Annotated in this window: 24 protein-coding genes; 13 read left to right on the forward strand and 11 right to left on the reverse strand. The window is 71.2% G+C overall.

Annotated features, from left to right (window positions below):
- Positions 1-209: 209 nt before the first annotated feature.
- The gene (locus tag C6W10_RS08250) at positions 210-1,040 is read left to right on the forward strand and encodes an NUDIX domain-containing protein (RefSeq protein WP_107257550.1); all 831 of its coding nucleotides are present in this window, start codon (positions 210-212) and stop codon (positions 1,038-1,040) included.
- 75 nt (positions 1,041-1,115) lie between these two features.
- On the opposite strand, the gene pstB is transcribed toward C6W10_RS08250, so the two are convergent.
- From pstB to C6W10_RS08285, 7 genes are all read right to left on the reverse strand, one after another.
- Positions 1,116-1,892 carry a phosphate ABC transporter ATP-binding protein PstB gene (gene pstB / locus C6W10_RS08255; RefSeq protein ID WP_107263761.1) on the reverse strand — a complete coding sequence of 259 codons (777 nt, stop codon included), beginning with the start codon at positions 1,890-1,892 and terminating at the stop codon, positions 1,116-1,118.
- A gap of 16 nt (positions 1,893-1,908) precedes the next feature.
- Positions 1,909-2,988, reverse strand: coding sequence for a phosphate ABC transporter permease PstA (gene pstA, locus C6W10_RS08260; RefSeq protein WP_107257551.1), 1,080 nt, complete (start codon positions 2,986-2,988; stop codon positions 1,909-1,911).
- Entirely contained in the window at positions 2,985-4,103 is a 1,119-nt protein-coding gene (gene pstC, locus C6W10_RS08265) for a phosphate ABC transporter permease subunit PstC (RefSeq protein WP_107257552.1), read from the reverse strand. Before pstC ends, pstA begins: the two co-directional genes overlap by 4 nt.
- Positions 4,104-4,152: 49 nt before the next feature.
- Positions 4,153-5,256: a phosphate ABC transporter substrate-binding protein PstS gene (pstS, locus tag C6W10_RS08270; RefSeq protein ID WP_107257553.1), complete on the reverse strand. Its 1,104-nt coding sequence runs from the start codon at positions 5,254-5,256 to the stop codon at positions 4,153-4,155.
- A gap of 417 nt (positions 5,257-5,673) precedes the next feature.
- Positions 5,674-6,708 (reverse strand): mycothiol synthase, encoded by a 1,035-nt coding sequence (gene mshD / locus C6W10_RS08275; RefSeq protein ID WP_199853892.1) that lies wholly within the window; start codon positions 6,706-6,708, stop codon positions 5,674-5,676.
- 46 nt (positions 6,709-6,754) lie between these two features.
- Positions 6,755-7,849: a polysaccharide deacetylase family protein gene (locus C6W10_RS08280; protein ID WP_234361663.1), complete on the reverse strand. Its 1,095-nt coding sequence runs from the start codon at positions 7,847-7,849 to the stop codon at positions 6,755-6,757.
- A 231-nt stretch (positions 7,850-8,080) separates the two neighbouring features.
- Complete coding sequence (locus C6W10_RS08285; protein ID WP_107257554.1) at positions 8,081-8,794, reverse strand: response regulator transcription factor; 714 nt, start codon at positions 8,792-8,794, stop codon at positions 8,081-8,083.
- Between the two features lie 269 nt (positions 8,795-9,063).
- On the opposite strand from C6W10_RS08285, the gene C6W10_RS08290 reads away from it, so the two are divergent.
- From C6W10_RS08290 to C6W10_RS08325, 9 genes are all read left to right on the forward strand, one after another.
- Positions 9,064-10,101, forward strand: a complete 1,038-nt coding sequence (locus C6W10_RS08290) for a hypothetical protein (protein WP_107257555.1) — start codon at positions 9,064-9,066, stop codon at positions 10,099-10,101.
- Positions 10,102-10,249: 148 nt separating this feature from the next.
- Positions 10,250-11,062 (forward strand): DUF2993 domain-containing protein, encoded by an 813-nt coding sequence (locus C6W10_RS08295; RefSeq protein WP_107257556.1) that lies wholly within the window; start codon positions 10,250-10,252, stop codon positions 11,060-11,062.
- An 88-nt stretch (positions 11,063-11,150) separates the two neighbouring features.
- Positions 11,151-11,228 (forward strand): Ms5788A family Cys-rich leader peptide, encoded by a 78-nt coding sequence (locus C6W10_RS39655; RefSeq protein ID WP_311202345.1) that lies wholly within the window; start codon positions 11,151-11,153, stop codon positions 11,226-11,228.
- Between the two features lie 172 nt (positions 11,229-11,400).
- Positions 11,401-12,249 carry a sulfurtransferase gene (locus tag C6W10_RS08300; RefSeq protein ID WP_107257557.1) on the forward strand — a complete coding sequence of 283 codons (849 nt, stop codon included), beginning with the start codon at positions 11,401-11,403 and terminating at the stop codon, positions 12,247-12,249.
- Between the two features lie 5 nt (positions 12,250-12,254).
- Positions 12,255-12,575, forward strand: a complete 321-nt coding sequence (locus C6W10_RS08305) for a DUF1416 domain-containing protein (protein ID WP_107263764.1) — start codon at positions 12,255-12,257, stop codon at positions 12,573-12,575.
- Between the two features lie 142 nt (positions 12,576-12,717).
- Positions 12,718-14,469: an alpha-keto acid decarboxylase family protein gene (locus tag C6W10_RS08310; RefSeq protein ID WP_107263765.1), complete on the forward strand. Its 1,752-nt coding sequence runs from the start codon at positions 12,718-12,720 to the stop codon at positions 14,467-14,469.
- Positions 14,470-14,554: 85 nt separating this feature from the next.
- Positions 14,555-15,385: an ABC transporter ATP-binding protein gene (locus C6W10_RS08315; protein ID WP_234361664.1), complete on the forward strand. Its 831-nt coding sequence runs from the start codon at positions 14,555-14,557 to the stop codon at positions 15,383-15,385.
- A 9-nt stretch (positions 15,386-15,394) separates the two neighbouring features.
- Complete coding sequence (locus C6W10_RS08320; RefSeq protein ID WP_107257559.1) at positions 15,395-16,156, forward strand: ABC transporter permease; 762 nt, start codon at positions 15,395-15,397, stop codon at positions 16,154-16,156.
- Between the two features lie 44 nt (positions 16,157-16,200).
- Positions 16,201-17,058 carry a MerR family transcriptional regulator gene (locus C6W10_RS08325; RefSeq protein WP_107257560.1) on the forward strand — a complete coding sequence of 286 codons (858 nt, stop codon included), beginning with the start codon at positions 16,201-16,203 and terminating at the stop codon, positions 17,056-17,058.
- Positions 17,059-17,485: 427 nt separating this feature from the next.
- On the opposite strand, the gene C6W10_RS08330 is transcribed toward C6W10_RS08325, so the two are convergent.
- Positions 17,486-18,406, reverse strand: coding sequence for a hypothetical protein (locus C6W10_RS08330; RefSeq protein WP_159104515.1), 921 nt, complete (start codon positions 18,404-18,406; stop codon positions 17,486-17,488).
- Between the two features lie 101 nt (positions 18,407-18,507).
- Between C6W10_RS08330 and C6W10_RS08335 the strand changes: the two genes are divergently transcribed.
- Positions 18,508-19,341 carry an XRE family transcriptional regulator gene (locus C6W10_RS08335; protein WP_199853893.1) on the forward strand — a complete coding sequence of 278 codons (834 nt, stop codon included), beginning with the start codon at positions 18,508-18,510 and terminating at the stop codon, positions 19,339-19,341.
- Between the two features lie 128 nt (positions 19,342-19,469).
- Positions 19,470-20,810, forward strand: a complete 1,341-nt coding sequence (locus tag C6W10_RS08340; protein WP_159104516.1) for a serine hydrolase — start codon at positions 19,470-19,472, stop codon at positions 20,808-20,810.
- Between the two features lie 105 nt (positions 20,811-20,915).
- On the opposite strand, the gene C6W10_RS08345 is transcribed toward C6W10_RS08340, so the two are convergent.
- A complete protein-coding gene (locus tag C6W10_RS08345; protein WP_107257563.1) occupies positions 20,916-21,776 on the reverse strand; it encodes an SDR family oxidoreductase in 861 nt (286 codons plus the stop codon).
- 126 nt (positions 21,777-21,902) lie between these two features.
- Here C6W10_RS08345 and C6W10_RS08350 point away from each other — a divergent pair, with 126 nt between their 5' ends.
- Positions 21,903-22,505 (forward strand): TetR/AcrR family transcriptional regulator, encoded by a 603-nt coding sequence (locus C6W10_RS08350; protein WP_107257564.1) that lies wholly within the window; start codon positions 21,903-21,905, stop codon positions 22,503-22,505.
- On the opposite strand, the gene C6W10_RS37910 is transcribed toward C6W10_RS08350, so the two are convergent.
- Positions 22,471-22,866, reverse strand: coding sequence for a hypothetical protein (locus C6W10_RS37910; protein ID WP_199853894.1), 396 nt, complete (start codon positions 22,864-22,866; stop codon positions 22,471-22,473). The two genes, C6W10_RS08350 and C6W10_RS37910, sit on opposite strands and share 35 nt — an antisense overlap.
- Complete coding sequence (locus C6W10_RS08360) at positions 22,863-23,180, reverse strand: DivIVA domain-containing protein (protein ID WP_107263766.1); 318 nt, start codon at positions 23,178-23,180, stop codon at positions 22,863-22,865. Before C6W10_RS08360 ends, C6W10_RS37910 begins: the two co-directional genes overlap by 4 nt.
- Positions 23,181-23,442: the final 262 nt, after the last annotated feature.

The following is a 23,442-nucleotide window of genomic DNA, read 5'->3' on the forward strand; positions in this document are numbered from 1 at the left end:
CCACAGCCTGCTTGTGCGCCCACAGCCTGCTTGTGCGGCCGCGACCTGCTTGTGCGGCCGCGACCTGCTTGTGCGCCCCGCTCCGTTACCGGCGGCCCGGCTCTGCGTGCCCCGTCCGTGCACCCAGCTCGACAGTCTGCGTACCGACTACTCCCCGGTCGGCCGGGCAGCCCGCCGGGCGGCGCCGGTGCTGCCACTACTCTCGCTGCATGACCAGCTTCGTCGTCCCGGAGTCGATCGCCGCGCACGCCCGCCGGTTCTATGCCGAGGGCGGGGTGCCGGTGGCCGCCCGGCCGGCCGCGACCGTGCTGCTGCTCCGGCCCGACGCGTCCGGTCGGCCCGGCTTCGAGGTGTACATGATCCGCCGCGCCGCCAGCATGACCTTCGGCGGCATGTACGCCTTCCCCGGCGGCAGCGTCGACCCGGGCGACTCCGAGATCCGGCTCGACTGGACCGGGCCGGACGCCGCCGGCTGGGGCGACCGGCTCGGCCTGTCCCCCGGGGCGGCCCAGGCGGTGGTCTGCGCGGCGGCCCGCGAGGTTTTCGAGGAGGCGGGAGTGCTGCTCGCCGGCCCGGACCACCAGGCCGTGGTCGGCGACGTCAGCGGCGACGAGTGGGAGCGGGCCCGGCAGGCGCTGGTGAACCGGCGTACCGGCTTCGCCGACCTGCTCCGGGACTGCCGGCTCACCCTCCGCTCCGACCTGCTGCTGCCGTGGAGCCGCTGGGTCACCCCGGAGTTCGAGCCGCGCCGCTTCGACACGTACTTCTTCGTGGCGCTGCTGCCGGTGGGGCAGCGACCCCGGGACGTTTCCGGGGAGGCCGACCACACCATGTGGATCCGGCCGGCGGAGGCGCTGGCCCGGGCGGCGGCGGGGGAGATGGCGATGTTGCCGCCAACCATGATCACGCTGACCGAACTCGACACCTGCCCCGACCTGACCGCCCTGCCGGAGATCGCCGCCGCCCGCACCCCGGCCACCCCGATCATGCCCCGCCTCGCGGAGACCGAAGACGGCATCCCGCACTTCCACCTCGACTGAACGTGATCCCGGAGAGTTCGGCCTGCCGGGGCGAGCCGGACTCTCCGGGATCACCGAAGAGCGGATGTGTCGGGCTCAGCCGAAGCGGCCGGTGATGTAGTCCTCGGTCTTCTTCACGCTCGGGTTGCTGAAGATCTTCTGGGTGTCGTCGTACTCGATGAGCCGGCCCGGGTCGCCGGTGCGCTCGATCGAGAAGAAGGCCGTCCGGTCCGAGACCCGGGCCGCCTGCTGCATGTTGTGCGTCACGATGATGATCGTGTAGCGGTCCTTGAGCTTGAACATCAGGTCCTCGATCGCCAGCGTGGAGATCGGGTCCAGCGCCGAGCAGGGCTCGTCCATCAGCACCACCTGCGGCTCGACCGCGATGGTCCGGGCGATGCAGAGCCGCTGCTGCTGCCCGCCGGAAAGGCCCGCCCCGGGCTTGCCGAGCCGGTCCTTGACCTCGTCCCAGAGGTTCGCCGAGCGCAGCGCCCGCTCGGCCGACTCCGCCAGGACCGACTTCTTGCGTACCCCGTTGAGCCGCAGCCCGGCGACCACGTTGTCGAAGATCGACATGGTGGGGAACGGGTTGGGGCGCTGGAAGACCATGCCGATCATCCGGCGGACCGCGGTCACGTCCACGTCCCGCTCGTAGATGTTCTGGTCGTCGATGGTGAGTTTGCCGTCGACCCGGGCACCGGGCAGCACCTCGTGCATCCGGTTGATGGTGCGCAGGAAGGTCGACTTGCCGCAGCCCGAGGGTCCGATGAGCGCGGTGACGGTCTTCGGTTCGACGGTGAGGTGGATGTCCTCGATCGCCTTGAACGAGCCGTAGTACGCGGTGACGCTGTTCGCGTCGATTCGCTTGGCCATGATCATTCCTTCGGGGTCAGCGGCTGAACCGGTTGCGGCGGGCCAGCAGTTTCGCCGCGATCGTCAGGATCAGCACGAGGGCGACGAGGGTGAGTGCGGCGGCCCAGGCGCGGGCCGGCGCGTACCGGGAGGCGTCCCCGGCCTGCTGGTAGACGAAGAGCGCCAGCGACGACTGGTTGTTCTCGAACGGGTTGAAGTTGATCGCCGCGCCGCCACCGGCGACCAGCAGTACCGGTGCGGTCTCGCCGGCCGCCCGGGCGACGGCCAGCATCACGCCGGTGACGATCCCGGGCAGCGCGGTGGGGAGCACGATCCGCAGGATCGTCTTCCACTTCGGGATGCCGAGGGCGTACGCGCCCTCGCGCAGCGGTGCCGGTACCAGCCGGAGCATCTCCTCGGTGGAGCGCACGATGGTGGGCAGCATCAGCACGCTCAACGCCAGCGAGGCGGCGAAGCCCGAGTAGCCCGGCCGCCCGTCGTTGAAGTACGGCGAGACGATCAGGATCCAGAAGGCGAGTACGAAGAGGCCGGCGACGATCGACGGAATGCCGGTCATCACGTCCACGAAGAACCGGATGGTGAAGGCGAACCGACCCCGGCCGTACTCGACGATGTAGACGGCGCAGGCGATGCCGAGCGGCACGGTGATCAGGGTGGCGATGCCGACCTGCTCCAGCGTGCCGACGATGGCGTGGTAGGCGCCGCCGTTCGGGTCCCGGGCCCCGATGTTGTTCATCGAGGTGCCGAAGAAGTTGCCGTCCAGCCGTTCGACGCCCTTGCTGACCAGCGTCCAGGTGACCGAGGCCAGCGGCAGCAGGGCGAGCACGAAGGCGGAGTGGATCAGCGCGCTCCAGGTGCGGTTGCGCGCCTGCCGCCGCCCCTCCACCGCGTTGCTGGCGGCGAAGAGACCGATCAGGTAGAAGACGACCGCGAGCGCGACGACCAGGGCGGCGCCGCCGATCCCGGCGCCGTAGACCAGCGCGGCCGAGAGGAGCACGGCGGCGACCGCGATGCCGAGGCTCGCCGCCAGCGGCAGTTTCCGGGTACGCAGTTGCGGGCTCTGCCCCGGCGCGGCCGAGGGAAGTGTCGTCGTCATGCGGCGGACTCCGTGAACTCCCGGCGCCGGTAGATGAGGGCCCGCGCGGTGATGTTGACGATCAGCGTGATCGAGAAGAGCACCAGGCCGGAGGCGATCAGTGCGCCCCGGCCGACGTCGTTGGCCTCGCCGAACGCGTTGGCGATGTTGGCGGCGACGGTGTTACCGCCGTTTTCGATGATGTTGAACGAGATGCTGGAGACGATGCCGAGGGTCATCGCCAGCGCGATGGTCTCGCCGAGCGCCCGACCCAGGCCGAGCATGGTGGCGCCGATGACGCCGGGGCGCCCGTACGGCAGCACCGCCGTGCGGATCATCTCCCACTTGGTGGCGCCGAGCGCGAGCGCGGCCTCCTCGTTGGCGGTCGGGGTCTGCCGGAACACCTCGCGGGAGAGCGAGGTGATGATCGGCAGCACCATGATGGCCAGTACCAGCGAGCCGAGCAGGATCGACCGGCCGAACGGACCCTCGCCGCCGAAGATCGGGATCCAGCCGAAGTACCTGTTCAGCCAGACCGAGAACTCCTGGACCGGGCTGTAGAAGAAGTCCCGCCCCCAGAGCCCGAAGACGACGCTCGGCACCGCCGCCAGCAGGTCGACCAGGAAGCCCAGCGCGGTGCCGATCCGGCGGGGCGCGTAGTGCGACAGGTAGAGCGCGATGCCGAGCGCCACCGGTACGGCGAGCAGCAGCGCCAGCACCGAGGTGAGTACGGTGCCGAAGGCCAGCGCGCCGATGCCGAACCTCGGCTCCGCCTCGTTGGGGAACCAGCCCTCGAAGGTGAGGAAGTTGACGGTGTTGGCGTTGAGCGCCGGTACGGCCTTGGCGATCAGGAAGATCGCGATCGCCACGATGATGACCAGCACCATCGTCCCGGCGGCCATGGTGAAGCCCTGGAAGAGGCGCTCGGCGCCGAAGGCCCGCCGCCGGGGCAGCGCACCGCCGCCACCCAGGCCGGTGCCGTCGCCGCCGCGCCAGCCGGCTCCGTCCGGAGCGCGGCCCGCGGGTGTCACTGGTACGTCGACCGACAGCGCGGCACCGGCGGACCCGGGGTGACCGATGGTCACAGCGGGTCCGCCGGTGCCGGCGTTGGCCGAGCGGTCTGGGGTGTCGCCCATCTGCTCGCTCGCTCCGTTGACGAAGTTATGAGGATGATCTATCGGTGGATCAGGCGAGAGCCTTGACCGACGCCTCGACCTTGCTGCGGACCGACTCCGGCAGCGGGGCGTAGCCCAGCTCGGTCAGGTCGGCCTGCCCCTCGGTGCTGGCGGCGTAGCTGAGGAAGCCCTTGACCAGCGCCAACTTGTCGGCGGCGAGGCCCTTGGAGCAGACGATCTCGTAGGTCACCAGGACGATCGGGTACGCCCCGGACTCCTTGGTGTTGAAGTCGATCTTCATCTTGAGGTCGTCGCCCTGGCCGACCACCTCGGCACCGGCGATGGTCTTACCGGCCGACTCGGCGGTCAGCTCGGCGTACTCGCCGGCCCCGTTGCCGATCTTGGCCATCTTCAGGCCGCCGTTCTCGGCGTACGACATCTCGACGTAGCTGATGCTGCCGTCGGCCTGCTTGACCGCGCTGGCCACGCCGTCCGACTTGGCCGCACCGGTGCCGCCCGGGGCCTTCCACGCCTTGCCCTTGCCGAAGGTCCAGTCCGCCTCGGCGGTCTTGGCCAGGAAGTCGGTGAAGTTGTCGGTGGTACCCGACTCGTCCGAGCGGTGCACCGTCTGGATCGTGGTCGACGGCAGGGTGGCACCCGGGTTGTCGGCCTTGATCGCGGCGTCGTCCCACTTGGTGACCTTGCCCGCGAAGATCTTGGCGAGGGTGGCCGGCTTGAGCTGGAGGTTGTCCAGGCCGTTGACGTTGTAGACGACCGCGACCGGGCCGATCACCATCGGCAGGTGGATCGCCTTGCCGTCCGGGCACTTGGCGTCCGCCTTCGGCTGCTCGTCCTCCTTGAGCGCCGAGTCCGAGCCGGCGAAGTCGGCGGTACCGGCGATGAAGGCCTGGATGCCCGCGCCGGAACCGCTCGGCTCGTAGTTGATGGTCGAGCCGCTGCACTTCTGCTGGTACGCCTTGCGCCACTCGTCGACCGCGTTCTTCTGCGCCGACGAACCCTGGGCGTTGATCGTGCCCGTGGCGCAGTCGGCCGCCGCGGCGGAGCCGGAGGCCGATGCCTCGGTGGGCTCGTTATTGTCCGAGCCGCACGCGCTGACTGCCAGTGCCGTGGCCAGAGCGAGGCAGGCAATGGTGCCGTGCCGCTGGAGCTTCACCTGAAAGGTTCCCTTCACCTTGTACGAAGCAAGCCCCGAGGCGCTGCCCCGGGAGCCGACTGGTGGTCGGCTAGTAGGGAAGTTAGGAGCGCCAGGTAGCCGGTTCGCCGGTCGCGAGTGAACGCAGGGTGAACAGGGGGAGCCGGCTGGGTGGCCGACTCCTGAGGGCAAGATGTCCGTTCCGTGAACCGTGGGACCGGTGCGACATCTAGGGCTATTAGTACGGTTCGCAACCCGCCCGGGCCAACCGGACGGACGGTGCCGGATGCTCCGTACGGCCCGGGCCGGTCAACCGGCCGGACGGTGGCGATCCCCCGTGTGGTCGCCGCCGCCCGCTGCCCGGGACACCGTCGCGTCCACTCCGGACGGGCAGGGTCGGCGCGCCCGCCGCCAGCGCCTCGACGAGGGCGGCGGCGGTCAGGCCGGGGTCTGCGCCGAGGTGGGCGTCGAGCGGTACCGCACGTGCCGCAGCCAGTTCGCGAAGCCGAGCCGGGTGTAGAGGGCCATCGCTCCGGTGTTGGACTCGTCGACGTAGAGCATCACCCGGGTCAGTCCCCGGTCGCGCAGGTGGTGCAGGCCGGCCAGGGTGAGCGCCCGGCCCAGCCCGAGCCCGTGACTGTCCGGGTCGACGCCGAGCACGTAGACCTCGCCGATCGGCGCGCCGCCCGCTGGCTGGTCGCCCCGCGCCGTCGCGCCGTGCGCCTCCGCCCGGCCGTGCGCCTCAGCCCGGCCGTGCGCCTCCGTCCGGCCGTGCACCTTCGTCCAGTGGAAGCCGAGCAGCCGTCCCGACGACTCCTCGACGGCGAGCAGGAAGCCGGCCGGGTCGAACCACGGCTCGGCGAACCGCAGCCGCAGCTCGGCCAGGTCCCAGCGGCCCTGCTCGGGATGGCTGGCGAAGGCCCGCCGGTTGACCTCCAGCCACGCCTCGTCGTCGCTGCCGGGCCGGAACGCGCGCAGCGAGACCCCGTCCGGCAGTTGCGGCTCGGGCAGCGGGTCCCGCAGCGAACGGCGCAGTTGCCAGAGCACCCGGGAGCGGTGCAGTCCCAGGTCGAGGGCGAGCGCGGCGGCCGACGGATGGTCGCTGTGCGCCCAGACCAGCAGCGCGCCGGTTTCGGGTACGCCCACCAGCGCCGTCGAGACCAGCGCCCGGCCGAGCCCCCGCCGACGCCACATCGGGTGTACGACGAGTTCGGCGGCGACCTCGGCCGCCCCGTCCGGCGCCTCCAGGTTCGCGTACCCGACCACCGCCCCGGCGGGTTCCCGGACGACGAGGTGGGTGGCGGTGCCTTCCCCGGCGGCCTGCCGGAGCCGCAGCGTCACGTGTTCGGAGAGCGGGTCGGCACCGTCGGCGGCCCCCGCGACGCCGGCCAGCGCCAGTATCGCCGCGACATCGTCCGGCGCGAGCCGGTCGAGCCGGGTCACCCGGGGGTCCGCCGCCTGCTCCATGGTCATCTAGTCACCGTAGCCTCCCGCTCCGGTGTGGCCGCCGGCCGGACGATCAGGACCGCACCGGCTGCCCGGCCGACGGGGTACCGGCCGCGGGTCGTCCGGCCGGGGGCGTCGCGCCGCCCGCCCGACCCTGCGGCGGCTCACCGGTCGAGGGCGTGCCGGCGGACGGCGTACCGCTCGACGGTGGGCCGCTCGGCAGCGCCGCCAGGGCGTACCTCCGGGCGAGGTCGGGCAGCAGCCAGCGGAGCGCGACCAGGGTGCCCTGCCGGTTGCCGCCCGCGTCGTGCAGCAGCACGATCGCCCCGGGGCGGACGCCGGCACTCACCCGCGCCGCGATGGCCCCGGCGCCGGGGCGGGTCCAGTCCTGCGGGTCCACCGCCCAGTGCAGGGAGGTCATCTCCAACTGCCGGGCCACCGCGACCACGGAGGCGGTCCAGGCGCCGCCGGGCTGCCGGAAATAGTCGATCCGCGCGTCGGGTACGGCGGCCCGGATTGCCTCGTTGGTGCGGACCAGGTCGGCCCGGATGCTGGCGCTGGGCCGGCTGCCCAATCCGATGTCGTGCCGCCAGGAGTGGTTGCAGAGGGTGTGTCCCTCCGCCACGATCGCCCGGACCAGTTCCGGATGTGCCTGGGCGTTCTCGCCGACCAGGCAGAAGGTCGCCTTGACGTGGTAGTCGGCCAGCGCCGCCAGGATCTGCGGGGTGTACCGGGGATCGGGGCCGTCGTCGAAGGTCAGCGCCACGTAGCCGGCGCCGGTGCTGATCCGGGCGCCGTGCGGCCCGTCCTGCTCGGCTGGCAGCCTCGGTGGCTCGTGCGCCCGGGTCCGGTCCGGATCGGCGGGTTGCGCAGCGCCGCTGGGCGGGACGGTGGCGGACGGTGCCGGCAGCGCCGGGTCCGCCGGCCGGTTGGTCGGCCCGCCGGTCTGCCCCGGGTCGGCCCGTCCCTCGGCGGGCCCGCCGGCCCGGTCCGCGGAGTGCTGGTCGGTCGCCCCGTCGGCCTGGTGCTGGGCGCGGCTCTCCGGCCGGGCCGCCAGTGGCCCGCCGGGCCGGCCGAGGGTGTGGCCGAGCGCGTACGCGCCGCCGAGCACGGTGACGGCGACCAGCGCCGCGATCGTGAGCATCCGGGTACGGGACATCGTCGGCATCAGCGGTGCACCCCGGGGGCATCGGCCCGTACCGTCCTGAAACCCACCGTGGAAACCGCTGGTGTCACCTCTGCCTCCTCCGGACGCTCCCGGTCAAGGCTACGTACGTATTGCCCGAATCATCATGGTTTCTCGCATCTGCTGCGAACTGTCCCCAGGCCGGTACGCCAGAAGGCCACCCGGCCGTACCGGATGGCCTTCCTGGTGGAACTGTGCGTCGGTGGGATCGGCTCAGACGGGCAGCGGCACGCTCTCCGACTCGGGCAGCGGGCGGGACGGCGGGGTGACGAACTTGTAGCCCACCTGCCGGACGGTGCCGATCATCGACTCGTACTCCGAGCCGAGCTTGGCCCGCAGCCGGCGTACGTGCACGTCGACCGTGCGGGTACCGCCGAAGTAGTCGTAGCCCCAGACCTCGCGGAGCAGCTGGTCGCGGGTGAAGACCCGACCCGGGTGCTGGGCGAGGAACTTGAGCAGCTCGAACTCCTTGTAGGTCAGGTCGAGCGGCCGGCCCTTGAGCTTGGCGGCGTAGGTGTCGGGGTCGATGGTCAGCTCGCCGGCCCGGATCAGCCCGCCGGCCGCCGCGGTCGCGTTGCTGAGCCGGCCGACCGCCAGCCGCAGCCGGGCCTCCACCTCGGCCGGACCGGCGCTGGCCAGGATCACGTCGTCGACGCCCCAGTCCGCGTTCAGGGCGATCAGCCCGGCCTCGGTCACCACCGCGACCAGCGGCACGCCGAGCCCGGTGGCGTGCAGCATCCGGCAGGTGGCCCGGGCCTCGCTCAGCTCGGAGCGGGCGTCGACGAGCACGGCGTCCGGGCTGGGCCCGGAGACGAGGGTGCGGACATCGCGCGGGGCGGTACGCACCGAGTGGGGGAGCAGGTCGAGAGCCGGCAGCACAACGGATGGTTCGCCTGCGCGCGCGGTCACCAGCAGCAGGATCTCCACACATCACCTCCGTCCCGGCGGCACGCAGGGCGCCGCGCGGTGGCCAGCGGCACTCGGGCGGGGGATCCGGGACCGCTGGAGACTGGGGTCGTCCCGGCGTCACTGACGGGTAGGTAAGGCTCAACCTTATCGGAACTTCCGCCGGACGCTCTCACACGTTCGGTTCATCGGTTGTGTGATCGGTCATTACAGGCAGGTTTCCGATCGTGCCACCGGTTCGGGGAAGCCGGGCCCGGCGCGTCGGGCGGTCGGTCTGGCACGATCGGGGCGTGTACCCCTCGACGCCACCGGAGACCGGCCGCGACTCCTGGCCGGAGAACCGCCCCGGCCCGGCCGGCCCGCACCGCGCCCCGGACCCGCGCGGCCGCCCCGCCGGCCCGGACCCCCGCACCCCCTTCGACGGCCCGCGCCCGGCCGACGCCCCCCGACCGCCGGGCGGCGAGGCGGACCCCGAGGACCTCGACGCCGAGGAGGAGCTGCCGCCGGTACCGATCCGCCGGCTGCTGTCGGTGGCGATCGCCGGCTTCGCCGGGCTGCTCGGCGTCGGCCTGATCTTCGGGGCCCAGACGGCCGGTCCGGGCGCCCGGCTGCCGTTCGCCGTGGTCGTCTTCGGGGTGCAGCTGCTCTTCGTCCTCGCCTGGACCATGGCGATGCGCCCGCCCGCCCTGCTGCTGGTCGGCGGCGTCGCGGTGGTGGTCGCGGCCGCCGCCGACGCGGCCGCCGTGCTGCCGCAGATCGCCGCGCTCGCCCCCCTCGGGTACGTGGCTGCGGGCGGCTTCCTCGTCGGGGTGCTCGGGCAGCTCGTCCGCCGGGCCGACCGGGCCCGGGTGACCGAGTCGCTCGGCGCCACCCTCTTCATCGTGGTCGGCGTGGTCGCCTTCGGCACGCTGATCGTGCTCAGCCGGATCCCGAAGGGTACCCAGGCGATCCTCGTCTGCCTGACCGCCGCGGCGGTGGCGCTGGCCGTCGCCCGGGTGACCGACGCGGTGCTGCCCTGGCCGCGCCTGGCCCCGCAGGTGCCGCGCGGTGCCGCCGGTGTGGTGATCGGGGCGATGCTCGGCACCCTCGCCGCCGGCATCCTCGGCAGCTACCTGGTCGCGTTCACCCCGACCAGTGGTGCCCTGGTCGGACTGGTCGCCGCCGCCGCGGCGGTGCTGGCCGACCTCGGGGTCGGCTACGCCGAGGCGGGCCGGTTGATGGCCGGGGAACCGCCGACGATGTGGGTCGCCCGGCACATGCAGGGTCCGCTCGGCGGCTTCGCGCTGGCCGCACCGGCCGCGTACGCGATGAGCGTCTTCTTCCTCTGAAGAGGGCCGAACCGGGCGGGGGAGAAGGCGCCTCCCGACACCCGGTACGGCGGTGTACCTCGACGGTTGGAGATGTGTCCGGTCGGGTAGATAGTGGTCCCGACGACGGTGGTAGGCGGGTGCGACGGCACCGGATCAGGGGGACGGCGTGGCGGGCAGCTATCCGGCAGACGGCGGGACGTACGACGAACGGCCCCGTCGGCGCAGGGGGCGTCGGGCGCTCGTCATCCTGGTGATCCTGCTCCTGGTGCTGGCCGCGCTGCTGGTGGTGGCCGACCGGGTCGCCGCCGGAGTCGCCGAGCGGGTCGTCGCGGACCAGATCGACAAGGAGATATCCCGGAAGAACGTGCAGTCCTCGGCGCCCGAGGTGACGGTCGGCGGCTTCCCGTTCCTCACCCAGGTGCTGAACGGCCGGTACGACTCCGTCAAGGTGCTGCTCCGGGACGTACAGGGTCCGGTGGAGGGCAGCAACGCGACGGTGAAGGTGCCGGAGGTGACCGTCGACGCGCGGGACGTGACCGCCTCCCTCGACACGCTCCGCTCCGGCCAGGGCGAGGTCACCGCCAAGACGGTCCGGGGCACCGGCACGGTGACCTACGACAGCGTGGTGGCGCTGATCGACCGGCCGGGAGTGCAACTGCGGGAGCAGGACGGCAAGCTCGGCGTGACCGCACCGGTCCAGGTGCCGATCATCAACCAGGAGCTGACGGTGCAGGGCATCGCGAACCTGACCGTCGAGGGCGACGAGATCGTGATCGGCTTCGACCAGCTCACCTCGGCCGACCTGCCGAACAACCCATTGATCAAGACCTTCGTCAGCAACTTCGCCCGGCAGCTCTCGGTCCGGGTGCCGCTGCCGCCGCTGCCGTTCGCGCTGCAACTGCACGAGGTACGGCCGCTGCCGAACGGACTGGCCGTCACCGCCAGCGCCCGCGATGTCGCGCTGAGCGAGGTCAGCTGATCAGAGTGGTCGGACCCGGCCCGGTGTCGATCCCGGATCGTGGTTGGTCCTGGGTGACGGGTCGGTAGCGCTGATAGGCTCCGTGGTCATGGGGACGCTCCTCACCAAACGGCGCGCGGTCGACCTGTGCCGCGTGGCCACCTGCCTGTGTCGCCCCGTCATCTGACGGCGGGGCTGTTCTGCGTACCCTCTGAGTCCTTCCCTCACGCCCGGCAGCGGCGCCGTCGCACGTACCCGTGATCCGTCCTATCAATGGGTCCCGCGCGTGACATGCGACAACAACATCGGTCGACCTCCACGCGCAGGCTCACACACAATCCTCACCAAGGAGTGATCTGATGAGTCGCGACACCGCACTCGTCTCGGCCGACTGGGCCGAGAAGAACCTCGACGCTCCCGGCGTGGTCTTCGTCGAGGTCGACGAGGACACCACCGCGTACGACGGTGGGCACATCGCCGGTGCGATCAAGCTGGACTGGAAGACCGACCTCCAGGACCCGGTACGCCGGGACTTCGTCAACAAGGAGCAGTTCGAGGCGCTGCTCTCCGAGCGCGGCATCTCCAACGACGACACCGTGGTGCTCTACGGCGGCAACAACAACTGGTTCGCCGCCTACGCGTACTGGTACTTCAAGCTCTACGGCCACCGCGACGTGAAGCTGCTCGACGGCGGCCGCAAGAAGTGGGAGCTGGACGCCCGCCCGCTCGTCACCGACCCGGTCTCCCGCCCGGCGACGCAATACACCGCGCAGGAGCCGGACCTGTCGATCCGGGCCTTCCGCGACGAGACGGTCGCCGCGATCGGCGTCAAGAACCTGGTCGACGTCCGCTCCCCCGACGAGTACGCCGGCCGGCTGCTCGCCCCGGCGCACCTGCCGCAGGAGCAGGCGCAGCGGGGTGGGCACATCCCGACCGCGCTCAGCGTGCCGTGGTCGAAGGCGGCCAACGAGGACGGCACCTTCAAGTCCGACGACGAGCTGCGCCGGATCTACGGCGAGGCGGGGCTCGACGGCAGCAAGGACACCATCGCCTACTGCCGGATCGGCGAGCGTTCCTCGCACACCTGGTTCGTGCTCAAGGAGCTGCTCGGGCACCAGAACGTGAAGAACTACGACGGATCCTGGACCGAGTACGGCTCGCTGGTCGGCGTGCCGGTGGCGCTCGGCGACGAGCCGGGGGAGGCGTGAGCACCATGACCGCTCCGATCGCCGCCGGTTGCGCGGCACCCGACCAGGCGGCTCCGCTGCCGGCGGGCCTGGACCTGGAGAAGGAAACCGTCATCACCGGGATCGTCAGCGCCGAGAGCGGCGAGGCGGTCCCCGGGGCGTACGTCCGGCTGCTCGACTCCACCGGTGAGTTCACCGCCGAGGTGGTCACCTCGCCGGCCGGGCAGTTCCGGTTCTTCGCCGCACCGGGCACCTGGACGCTGCGGGCGCTCTCCCGGCACGGCAACGGCGACCTCTCGGTCACCGCCGGCCGGGGTGTCAACGAGGTGGCCGTCACGGTCGCCTGATTCCCGTTCCACAGCCTGGAAGGGTCCCGCCGATCTGCTCCGATCGGCGGGACCCTTCGGTGTGCCGGACGTGTGCGACGGGCGGGAACGGGAACCCGCACGGGTGGCGGAAAACGGGCTGAAACGGTCGATGGAGGACGTCATGCCGCAGAACTCGGCCGAGACCACCACCGTGGGCGAGTACCTGCTCTGTCGGCTGCACGACCTCGGCGTACGGCACATCTTCGGGCTGCCCGGCGACTACAACATGGAGTTCCTCGACCAGGTCGAGGCGTTTCCGGACATCGAGTGGATCGGCAGCTGCAACGAGGTCAACGCCGCGTACGCCGCCGACGGGTACGCCCGGCTCGCCGGAATCTCCGCCATCGTCACCACCTTCGGCCCCGGCGAGCTGTCGGTGGTCAACGGCCTGGCCGGCGCGATGGCCGAGTCGGTGCCGATCGTCTCGATCGTCGGCGGCCCGACGACGGAGATCATGGACCGTCGGGCCGCCATGCACCACTCCCTCGGCGACGGTGACTTCGACCGGTGGGTGCGGGTCGCCCGGGAGGTGACGGTCGCCCAGGCCACCCTGACCGCCGGCAACGCCACCGTCGAGATCGACCGGGTGCTGCGGGAGTGCTGGACCCAGCAACGTCCGGTCTACCTCCGGCTGCCCGGCGACGTCGCCCGGCAGCCGGTCCCGAAGCCGCCCCGGCGGTTCGACCGGCCGGCCCCGGAGGTCGCCCGCGAGCAGCTCGACGCGTTCGACGCCGCCGCGCAGCGACTGCTCAACGGCGCCACCTGCCCGGCGCTGCTGGTCGGCAACCTGGCCCTCCGGTACGGCCTCGGTGCCGAGATCGCCGCGCTGCTCGCCGACCGGCACTGGCCGGCCGCGACCCAGGGACTCGGCCGGGGGCTGCTCGACGAGACCGGCCCGAACTACGTCGGCGTCTACAACGGCGGGGACAGCGCCGAACCGGTGCGGCGGATCGTCGAGGAGGCCGACGTGCTGGTCTGCGTCGGTACCAAGTTCTTCGACTGGGACGGGCTCTTCACCGCCGACCTCGACCCGGACAGGATCATCTCGATCGGCCGGCGGGCGAGTTCGGTGGGCGGGCGACTCTTCGAACCGGTCGCCCCGGCCGCCGCGCTGGCCCGGCTGCACACCCTCGGACCGGTCCGCGCGGTCGACTGGGCGACCGCGCCCGATCCGGGCCGGCCACCGGCGGCCCGGCTCGACCCGGCCAGCAACGCCCCGATCACCCAGGCCCGGCTCTGGCCGGCGCTCTCGGCGATGCTCGCCGAGGGCGACATCGTGGTACCGGAGACCGGCACCCCGTCGTTCGGGGTCGCCTCGATCCGGCTGCCGAGGGGCGCGGTCTGCGTACAGGCACCGCTGTGGGGAGCGATCGGGTACGCCGTACCGGCCGCGTTCGGCGCGGCGACGGCGGCACCGCAGCGGCGGGTGGTGCTGATCACCGGCGACGGTTCGCTGCAACTGACCGCGCAGGAGATCAGCCGGATGATCGCCACCGGTCAGCGACCGGTCATCCTGGTGCTGAACAACGCCGGCTACACCGTGGAACGGGCCGTCGACGGGCGGCACCAGCCCTACAACGACATCGACAACTGGCGGTACGCCGACCTGCCGGCCGTCTTCACCCGGCGGGTCGCAGTCGACTCGCACCTGGTCAGCACCGAGGGCGAGTTGGCCCGGGTACTGGCCGAGCTGGGCGGGGTACCGGATCGGCCGACCGTGGTCGAGGTGGTCCTCGACCCGCAGGACCTGCCGGTCGGGATGCCGCAGTGGGGCCGGGAGACGACGGCGGTCGACTACCAGTCGACGTTGGGCGCCGAACCCCGGCTCTCCTGGCGGGGCCTGCCGGACCAGCTCAGTGATCTGCCCGACTAGCTCAGTGATCTGCCCGACCAGCTCGGTGATCCGGTGGCGAAAGGACTTGACCCTGACGCTACGTCAACCCGCCATGCTGCCTGTCATGGAATTACCGGCAACAACCAATCGGCCCCAGGGGCCCGCGATCCACGTGCAGGGCCTGGAGAAGTCGTACAAGGAGCTGCGGGTGCTGCGCGGCGTGGATCTCGACGTGGCCCAGGGCAGCATCTTCGCCCTGCTCGGCTCGAACGGGGCCGGCAAGACGACCCTGGTGAGAATCCTCTCCACGCTGCTTCGGGCCGACGCGGGCACCGCCCGGGTCAACGGGTTCGATGTCGCGACCCAGGCCGCCGACGTGCGCGAGTCCATCAGTCTGACCGGCCAGTTCACGGCGGTCGACCAGATCCTCACCGGTCGGGAGAACCTCGTCCTGGTCGCCAGGCTGCGGCACCTGAAGAACTCGGGCGCGATCGCGGATGAGCTGCTGCGGCGCTTCTCGCTGACCGAGGCGGGCGGCCGGCGGGTGGCGACGTACTCCGGTGGGATGCGCCGCCGGCTGGACATCGCGATGAGCCTCATCGGGAATCCGCCGGTCATCTTCCTGGACGAGCCGACGACCGGGCTGGACCCGGAGGCGCGGATCGAGGTGTGGCAGGCCGTCAAGGAACTCGCCAGCGGCGGCACCACGGTGCTGCTCACCACCCAGTACCTGGAGGAGGCCGAACAGCTCGCCGACCGGATCGCGATCCTGCACCAGGGTCGGATCATCGTCGACGGCACCCTGGCCGAGCTGAAACAGCTACTGCCCCCCGCCAAGGTCGAGTACGTCGAGAAGCAGCCCTCCCTCGAAGACGTCTTCTTCGCGGTCGTCGGCGATGCCGGCGAGGCGGGCAGGGGAAGCCAGGATCTCAAAACCGGGTCGAGCAGGAAGTAAGGAACGACAATGGCCACGCACTTCCTCGCCGACACCGCCGTCCTCACCGGACGGACGATGCGCCACGTCACCCGCAGCCTGGACACCATCATCACGACCGCGATCACACCGGTCGCGATGATGCTGCTCTTCGTCTACGTCTTCGGCGGCGCGATCGACACCGGTTCGGTCTCGTACGTGAACTACATGCTGCCGGGCATCCTGCTCATCACCATCGCGTCCGGCATCTCCTACACGGCGTTCCGGCTCTTCACCGACATGCAGGGCGGAATTTTCGAGCGCTTCCAGTCCATGCCGATCGCCCGCTCGGGCGTGCTCTGGGCGCACGTCCTGACCTCGCTGCTGGCCAACCTGATCTCGCTCGTGATCGTCGTGGGCGTCGCCCTCCTGATGGGCTTCCGCTCGGGTGCCGGGGTGCTGGCCTGGCTCGCGGTCGCCGGAATCCTCGTCCTGCTCACCCTGGCACTGACCTGGCTCGCCGTCATCCCCGGCCTCACCGCGAAGTCCATCGACGGCGCGAGCGCGTTCTCGTACCCGTTGATCTTTCTGCCCTTCATCAGCTCGGCGTTCGTGCCCACCGACACCATGCCCGGCCCGGTGCGCGCCTTCGCCGAACACCAGCCGGTGACCTCCATCGTCAACACGATCCGCGACCTGCTCACCCGGCAACCGGTCGGCAGCGAGGTCTGGACCGCTCTCGCCTGGTGCGTCGGCATCCTCCTGGTCGCCTACCTCTTCGCCAACATCTCCTACCGGCGCAGGATTTCCTGACCCGGCGTCGACGGGGTCGGGGCGGTTGGGGGCAGGATCAGGGCATGCTGACGATCGGTCAACTGGCGGCGTACGCGGGCGTCACGGTGCGGACGGTGCGGCACTATCACCAGGTCGGGCTGCTGCCCGAGCCGGAGCGGGACGCCTCCGGCTACCGCCGGTACGGCGCGACGGCGGTGGTCTCGCTCATCAAGATCCGTACCCTCGCCAACGCCGGAGTGCCGCTGTCCCAGATCGGTCAGATGCTCGACGCCGACGCGTCGACCTTCGCCGAGGCGGTCCAGGAGATCGACGACCACCTGCGCGACGAGATCGTCCGGCTGGAGACCAGCCGCAAGCAGATCGCGCAGCTTGCCGTCGGGGACGATCTGGTACTCCCGCCGGAGGTGAGCGCCTATCTCGATCGGCTGCGGGAGATGGGGGTGTCGGAGCGGATCGTGCAGGGTGAGCGGGACGGGTGGATCCTGGTCGGGGCCCGCTGGCCCGATCAGATCCGCGAGTTCATGCCCGGAAAGTTCGCGCAGCTCGACGACCCTCGACAGGTCCAGCTCTACCGGGTCCTGTCTGAGATCGTCGACGGCGACCCGTCCGAGGCGGGCGTCGAGTCGCGTCTTGAGGAGGTCGCCGACATCATGGCCGGTCTGTTCGAGCAGGCGTACGCCTCCGGTCAGGCCGATCTCGGCGAGGTGATGGGCGACAGCCTGCCGTTCGACCTGCTGCACGCACTCGCCGTCGAGGCGGACCCCAGGGCGCGGCGGCTGCTGGAGCTGATGCGTGAGCGTGGCTGGACCGGTTGGACCCGGCTGGAGCGGCTGGCGGAGCCGCCGGCCCGCACCGCGCCGGGCTCGACCGGCACCGGTCAGAACCGTCGCCACGACCAATCTGGTGAAGGTGCGTCCTGAGGCGCTCGGAGTCGTCGACTGTCGTGCGGCAAGGGTGCCTGCGTGACCGATCCGCAGAGGTGGCTGCGGAGGCCATACCTTCCTACGCACACTGTCGAGCTGCCCCGCTTGTGCGCCCGCCCCGCCCCGCCCCGCCCCGCACTGTCGGTATCTGCCGGGCGCAGGAGTGGTCGGTGCCGGGCGCAGGAGTGGTCGGTGCCGGGCGCAGGAGTGGTCGGTGCCGGGCACCCGAGTGGTCGATGCCGACTGGCGGGACCGACGAGACCGCGGAAAGCTCGCCCTACGCCCTGACAGCGACCCGCGCGATCCTGCACGCCGCGCGCACCCCGTGTCCGCCCATATTCGAGGCTCAGCGGCAGGCGATCGGCCCAGCGGCGAAGGGGGTGCTCTGACTTCGCCGCTCAATGTCGTGCGACGGGTCGTCGCATCAGTCGCGTGCCGCGATCGTGTACGGCTGGCCCGCCACCGTGATCGGCGTGCCGAAGTACGTGTACCCGAGGTGGTAGACAAAGCCCTGCTCACCGGCGGCCGAGTCGTCGGTGAACGTGACCCGCAAGGTCGCCGTGTACGTTTGCCCGGGCTGGAGGCTCGGATAGCCGTCGGCGTACCACCAGTAGTAGCCGCTGCTCGGCCCGGACACCTGGGTCCACCGCGCACCGTCGAGCCGCTCGACGGTGACCTGCTCGTTGCCGGAGCGGTACAGCGCGAGGCCCGGCCTCAGCAGCGCGTACGGCAGCGGCGTGGTGTTGGTGAGCGTCACCGTGACGACGGCCGGGGTGCCGACGGGAAGTCGGTCCGGCCAACCGGACAGCTCGGCCCGGGGTTCCACCATCGTCGTCCGGTCCGGCTCGGGATCGGTCGCGAACGTCGTGCCGAAGTCGTCCAGCGCCTCGGTCGTCACCTGCACCGTCACGTCGTCGACGTGCGGGGCGGAGCTGGTCGGCCGGGTGGACACCTGGAGGCGAACCGTGGCAGCGCCATCAGCCTCCACTCCGGACAGCTCCGGGGTGGTGGCGACGAGACTGTCGCCACGGGTCTCGTAGCTCAGCTGACGGTACTGGCTACCGAACTGGTAGGTCAGGACCAGCGTGGAGGCGAGCGGTCGTACCGCACTGCCGGCCACCGGTGTGACGGTCAGCCGCAGCCGCATCGAGAAGTGGGCGGTACCTCCGGTGTTGACAACCTGCACCGGGAGGTCGGTCGGATCGAGCCCGGCACCGACGACGGCCGGCGGACTGATGTCGACGTACGGGCCGGCGGTGGCTGCCCCGGCCTGGCTGGCGGGCAGCACGACCGAACTGACCAGCAGCAGAGTCGCTGTCGTGGCGCGCAGGAATGCAAGGCGCATGCTCGGTAACCCCCGTGGTGGACACGTACGCTACGGCGAGGATAACGACCCGGATCGCTGCCCGCCGTCCGGTTGGGAGTGGCGGTTGTATGGTCGGGACGATGCGGGAGCTGCCGGCGTTCGGGGTGCAGTTGATGCGGCTGGCCGAGCCGCGTGGCATCGACCTGGGCTCGTTGGCCGGACGGGTGGACGTCGCCCAATCCGAGATCGCGTCGGTGCTCGACGGTGCCGAGCCCGACCCGTCGCTGCTGCGTCGGCTCGGACCTCTCCTCGGCCTGCATCGAAGCGACCTCTTCGTCATCGCCAATCGACAGGTACCCGACGACCTCGCCCCACGGGACGCGACGGCCGGCGGCGGCATCGGCTGGCTGGCATGGTCACTGATGTACCTGCCACGCGCCGTACCGGAACTGCACCGGTTCGTCCGCTCCCTGCCCCGGGAACCCCGGCCGGTGGTAGCCCGTCCACCGGAGCCGCCAGCGCTGCCCGCGTACCAGCAGTACCCGAACACCGCCGGTGGGCTGGTGCTGCGCCTGCTGCACAACCGCAACCTCACCTGGACCGCTTCCGCCAAGTTCCTGTTCGGGCTGGGCGGCGGCCCGATGCTGTCGGCGTCGACGATCGGCCTGATCGGGCGTGCCAGGAAGGCGCTTACACCCGAACTGCTCGCCGGGTTCGCCGCGTTCCTCGACATCTCGGCAGACGACCTCGGCGCCCTCACCGGCATCGACCTGATCGGCGTCGAACCGACCGGAGTCGGCCGGTCTGTCCACCCGGACGCGGCCGAGGCTGCGGCGTTGATCTGGAGCGTCCGTAGCCTGACCGCCGCCCAACTGCAACAGGTGAACGATCGGGCGCACGCCATCCGACACGACCGCGCCGACGAGCTTCGGCCCGAACTCCGGTGCGGTTGCCCGGGCCGCGCTGAGGCTTGAGCTGGCGCGTCACGACGTTTCGCGCGACGGGGGTAGGGCTGGCACCACCCTGCCGGTATCCCAGCCTGGACGCGGGTTGATTAGTCAGCGGCAATGATTCTGCCGGGGAAGCTCGACAGGATCGAGGCATGACGACGACGCAGAACAGCACCGGCAGGAAATCCCGACTGGTCAGAATGACGGCGGTCGTGGTGACCGCCGCCGCCGCGCTGACCGCGACCGGTGCCGGCACCGCCGTTGCGGTGGCGGCCGACGAGCGCCCGGCGGCGGCGACCATCGGCAAGCCCGGCTTCGCCAAGCCCGACTTCGGCAAGCCCGACCTCGGCAAGCCCGGCAAGAACGACGTGATGGAGGACGTCGCCCGCCGGATGATCGGGGTCGGCCCGCCCGGATTCGCGTCCCGGATCGGCAAGGACCACCGGGTCAGCCGTACGGCCGCCGGGCTCGCGGACATCGCCACCAAGCGACCCATGGCCGCACGCGATCAGTTCGAGGCCGGCAGCAACACCAAGACCTTCACCGCGGTACTCATCCTGCAACTGGTGGACCGGGGACAGCTCAAGCTCGACGCACCGGTGTCGCGGTATCTGCCGGGCGTCGTTCCGAACGGCGGGAACATCACCGTACGGATGCTGCTCAACCACAGCAGCGGGCTGTACAGCTACACCGCTGACCGTGACTTCATGGCCGGACTGGAGAGCGACCCGCAGCGGGTGTGGACCGACCGGGAACTGCTCGCCGTGGCGTTCAAGCACGAGCCGAACTTCCCGCCGGGCAAGGACTGGTCCTACTCCAACACCAACTACACGCTGCTCGGGATGATCCTGGAGAAGCTGACCGGCAAGAGCCTGCCCGTGCTGGTGCAGCAGCGCATCGCCGGACCGCTCGGCCTGCGGCACACCTACTACGCCAACCCCCGGGCGGTGCGGACCGGGCCCGGCTACGCCCACGGTTACGGGGTCAAGCTCGCCGGCCCGGAGCCGGTCTACGTGGACACGACCGGCTGGCCGATCGGCGGCTGGGGCGGTGCGGCCGGGGCCGTCATCTCGAACACCGACGACCTCGCCCGGTTCTTCTCCGCCGTACTCCAGGGCAAGCTCTTCTCCAAGGCGCAGCTCAAGCAGATGACGACGACGGTCGAGCTGCCGGCAGGCTTCGGTATGCAGGGTGGCTACGGTCTCGGGCTGATCCGGCTCGACACGACGTGCGGCACCGTCTGGGGCCACGGCGGTGACACCCTCGGGCACCACAGCGTCGCGCTGTCGACGGCCGACGGCCGGCGTACCGTGGTCAGCGTCGCCACCGCGGAGCCCTTCGACGCCGAGTCGAACCCCCGCTGGGACCACTACTACCGGGTGGCGATGGCCGCGACCGACGCGTCCGTCTGCGAGATGCTCGACAAGCCGGTGCCGGACTCGGTCCTGAAGGACCTGCACAGCGAGGCTCCCGCTCTGGCCACCACGAAGTAGCTCCGCTCCGTAGCGTCCACGACGCCTCCCGGCGATCCTCGCCGGGAGGTTCGTCGCGTCCACGGTCGGGCGAAGCCGCCCAGCCAGCCGCTCCGGCCGTAGCCGTCATTGCGGAACTTCGGTCGCGGCGACGGCCTGCTCGGCGGCCCGGCTGACCCGCTCCCAGCCGGCCCAGGTCTGCATTCTCCGGCGGGAGATGTCGAACGCCAGGTCGTAGACCATGCTGCCGAGCAGCAGCCGCAGCGGCGGGTCGTCGCTGTCGACCAGCTTCAGCAGCGCCTCGGCGGCCAGCCTGGGGTCGCTGTCGATCGAGCCCTCCGCCCACTGCCGCTCCAGTTCGGCGCGGAGCGGCGCGTACTCCGCCATCGGGGTGGTGGCGGTCATGCTGGTGTACAGGTCGGTCCAGTACCCGCCCGGCTGCACGATGCTGACCTTGACGTCGAAGGCCGCCGCCTCCATCGCCAGGGCCTCGCTCATGCCTTCCAGCGCGAACTTGCTCGCGCTGTACATCCCGGTGCTCGGGAAGCCGCCGAGCGCGGCGATGCTGGAGATCTGCACGATGTGGCCGGCTCGTCGGGCACGCAGGTGCGGCAGTACGGCCTGGCTGACCCAGAGTGCGCCGAAGAGGTTGACCTCGAACTGGGCCCGGGCCTCGGCCTCGGTGAACTCTTCGAGCATGCCCATCGACATGGTGCCGGCGTTGTTGACGACGATGTCGAGCTGGCCGAAGTGCTCGACCGCGGTGGCGACGGCGGCGATGACCGCCGCCCGGTCGGTCACGTCGAGCGGCAGCGCCAGCAGGCGGTCACCGTGCCGCTGGGCGAAGTTGTCCCGGGCGATGCTGCGGGCCGCCGCGACCACCCGGTCACCGCGGTCGAGGGCGGCGACGGTGAAGGCGCGGCCGAGACCTCGGCTGGCGCCGGTGATGAACCAGGTACGCGGTGCGGCAGTGGGTGAGGTGCGCATGAACGGTACTCCATTCGGTTCGCCTTCGAGACGAGACGGTCCGTCTCGTTCTGCTGACGAAGGTAGGCCACCTGGCGGTGCTCGTCAAGACGAGACGGTTCGTCTCGTTGTTGGTATGGTGATCCCATGACGCCCAACACGGCCCGCCGCAGAGAGGCGTCCCGGCGCGCCATCCTCACCGCCGCGTTCGAGCTGATGCAGGAGGTCGGCTATGCCAAACTCAGCATCGAGGGGATCGCCGCCCGTGCCGGCGTCGGCAAACAGACCATCTACCGCTGGTGGCCGTCCAAGGGTGCGGTCCTCTTCGACGCCTTCCTCGTACTCAGTGAGGGCAACGAGGGCGAGCCGCCCACCCTGCCGGACACCGGCGACCTGGAGGCCGACCTGACAGCGGTGCTGCGCGCCACGGTCGACGAGCTGAACGATCCGCGCTACGAGCAACCGATGCGCGCCCTGGCCACCGAGATCGCACACGACCCCGAGCTGGCCGCCGCCTATGCCGAACGGCTGGACGGGCCGTTGAAGGAAGCCAAGCGGCAGCGGCTGCGCAGTGCCCAGCAGGCCGGACAACTCGCCGAGGACCTCGACCTCGACGTGGCCGTGGAGCTGATCTGGGGACCGCTGCTCAACCGCTGGCTGCAACGCAGCGGACCCCTCACCCCCGACTACGCCGACCGGGTCGTCGCGACCGCCCTCAACGGCCTGCGCCCCCGCCGCTCCGGCGACTGAGCCAGCGCGGCCGGTGGTGCGTCCCCCGCAGGTGACGGTCCCCGCCGGGGACACGTTCAACAATCGTCGGGGTCGATCCGCTGGCAGTCGTCGATGTGGCCGGCCCGCAGCGGGCACCGCCGCCGCCGTCGAGCGGCCGGTCGCAGAAGACCGGGTGCCGCAGCGTCGGATCGCAGGCCGGGGCAACGGTCGTCTCGCCGAGGACCAGGTCGGGCAGGAAACGCAGCGACCGGGCGAGGGTACGGGCCAGCAGCTCCGCCGCCGGCAGGTCCGCGCTGGTGACGGTGAGATGGACGACGTACCGCTGGCGAGGTCTGGTGGTCGCCGGCCCGTCGGCGGCGGCGGTGGTCTCCCGGCTCACACCCGGTTCGCCCGCCGGTAACGGGCCTGCCAGTCCCGCAGGGCGTTCTTGATCCGGCTGTTCTCGGTGCGGGTCCGGGCAAGCTCGGCCCGGACCTCGGCGAACTCGTCCGCGACCCGGTAGAGGAAGGCCCGCACCTCCTCCGGATCGAGCCCGCGACCCACACCGGAAAACCGCTGGAAGCGGATCTGACCGGCGGTCAACGGTGGGTACGCGACCCGGGCATAGTGGCTGCCGGCGTTCGGTGGCCCGGCCGGGGCGGTCGGCGGCGGTGGGGCCGCCGCCGGGAAGAGGGATCGGAACAGTCTACGCATGCGGAGCACCTTTCCGAGGTTGGGATGGGTGGCCCGGCTCGCCGATCGGGAGTCGCGCGCCGGACCACCCGCCCTGCGGACCGCAGCCTCGACCAGCGGCGGTACGGCCACAGGGCCGCCTGCGAGGGGGCCGGGACGGGTGGTTCCTTTCCTGTCGTAACCCGCCCCGACCTGGGGGTGAGCGCTCCTAGCTGCCACGCGAGGAGTACCCGGGCAGCAACTTATTGGAAGAACTGGAAGAAGTCAATGAGCTGTTGCAGGT

This window comes from Plantactinospora sp. BB1 (assembly GCF_003030385.1).
GTDB lineage: Bacteria > Actinomycetota > Actinomycetes > Mycobacteriales > Micromonosporaceae > Plantactinospora.

Excerpts from the sequence above, each read along its gene's own strand:
- C6W10_RS08250 (WP_107257550.1), top strand. The coding sequence starts at position 210 with ATGACCAGCTTCGTCGTCCCGGAGTCGATCGCCGCGCACGCCCGCCGG.
- pstB (WP_107263761.1), bottom strand. The coding sequence starts at position 1,892 with ATGGCCAAGCGAATCGACGCGAACAGCGTCACCGCGTACTACGGCTCG.
- pstA (WP_107257551.1), bottom strand. The coding sequence starts at position 2,988 with ATGACGACGACACTTCCCTCGGCCGCGCCGGGGCAGAGCCCGCAACTG.
- pstC (WP_107257552.1), bottom strand. The coding sequence starts at position 4,103 with ATGGGCGACACCCCAGACCGCTCGGCCAACGCCGGCACCGGCGGACCC.
- mshD (WP_199853892.1), bottom strand. The coding sequence starts at position 6,708 with ATGACCATGGAGCAGGCGGCGGACCCCCGGGTGACCCGGCTCGACCGG.
- C6W10_RS08280 (WP_234361663.1), bottom strand. The coding sequence starts at position 7,849 with ATGCCGACGATGTCCCGTACCCGGATGCTCACGATCGCGGCGCTGGTC.
- C6W10_RS39655 (WP_311202345.1), top strand. The coding sequence starts at position 11,151 with ATGGGGACGCTCCTCACCAAACGGCGCGCGGTCGACCTGTGCCGCGTG.
- C6W10_RS08300 (WP_107257557.1), top strand. The coding sequence starts at position 11,401 with ATGAGTCGCGACACCGCACTCGTCTCGGCCGACTGGGCCGAGAAGAAC.
- C6W10_RS08305 (WP_107263764.1), top strand. The coding sequence starts at position 12,255 with ATGACCGCTCCGATCGCCGCCGGTTGCGCGGCACCCGACCAGGCGGCT.
- C6W10_RS08310 (WP_107263765.1), top strand. The coding sequence starts at position 12,718 with ATGCCGCAGAACTCGGCCGAGACCACCACCGTGGGCGAGTACCTGCTC.
- C6W10_RS08315 (WP_234361664.1), top strand. The coding sequence starts at position 14,555 with ATGGAATTACCGGCAACAACCAATCGGCCCCAGGGGCCCGCGATCCAC.
- C6W10_RS08320 (WP_107257559.1), top strand. The coding sequence starts at position 15,395 with ATGGCCACGCACTTCCTCGCCGACACCGCCGTCCTCACCGGACGGACG.
- C6W10_RS08325 (WP_107257560.1), top strand. The coding sequence starts at position 16,201 with ATGCTGACGATCGGTCAACTGGCGGCGTACGCGGGCGTCACGGTGCGG.
- C6W10_RS08330 (WP_159104515.1), bottom strand. The coding sequence starts at position 18,406 with ATGCGCCTTGCATTCCTGCGCGCCACGACAGCGACTCTGCTGCTGGTC.
- C6W10_RS08335 (WP_199853893.1), top strand. The coding sequence starts at position 18,508 with ATGCGGGAGCTGCCGGCGTTCGGGGTGCAGTTGATGCGGCTGGCCGAG.
- C6W10_RS08340 (WP_159104516.1), top strand. The coding sequence starts at position 19,470 with ATGACGACGACGCAGAACAGCACCGGCAGGAAATCCCGACTGGTCAGA.
- C6W10_RS08345 (WP_107257563.1), bottom strand. The coding sequence starts at position 21,776 with ATGCGCACCTCACCCACTGCCGCACCGCGTACCTGGTTCATCACCGGC.
- C6W10_RS08350 (WP_107257564.1), top strand. The coding sequence starts at position 21,903 with ATGACGCCCAACACGGCCCGCCGCAGAGAGGCGTCCCGGCGCGCCATC.
- C6W10_RS08360 (WP_107263766.1), bottom strand. The coding sequence starts at position 23,180 with ATGCGTAGACTGTTCCGATCCCTCTTCCCGGCGGCGGCCCCACCGCCG.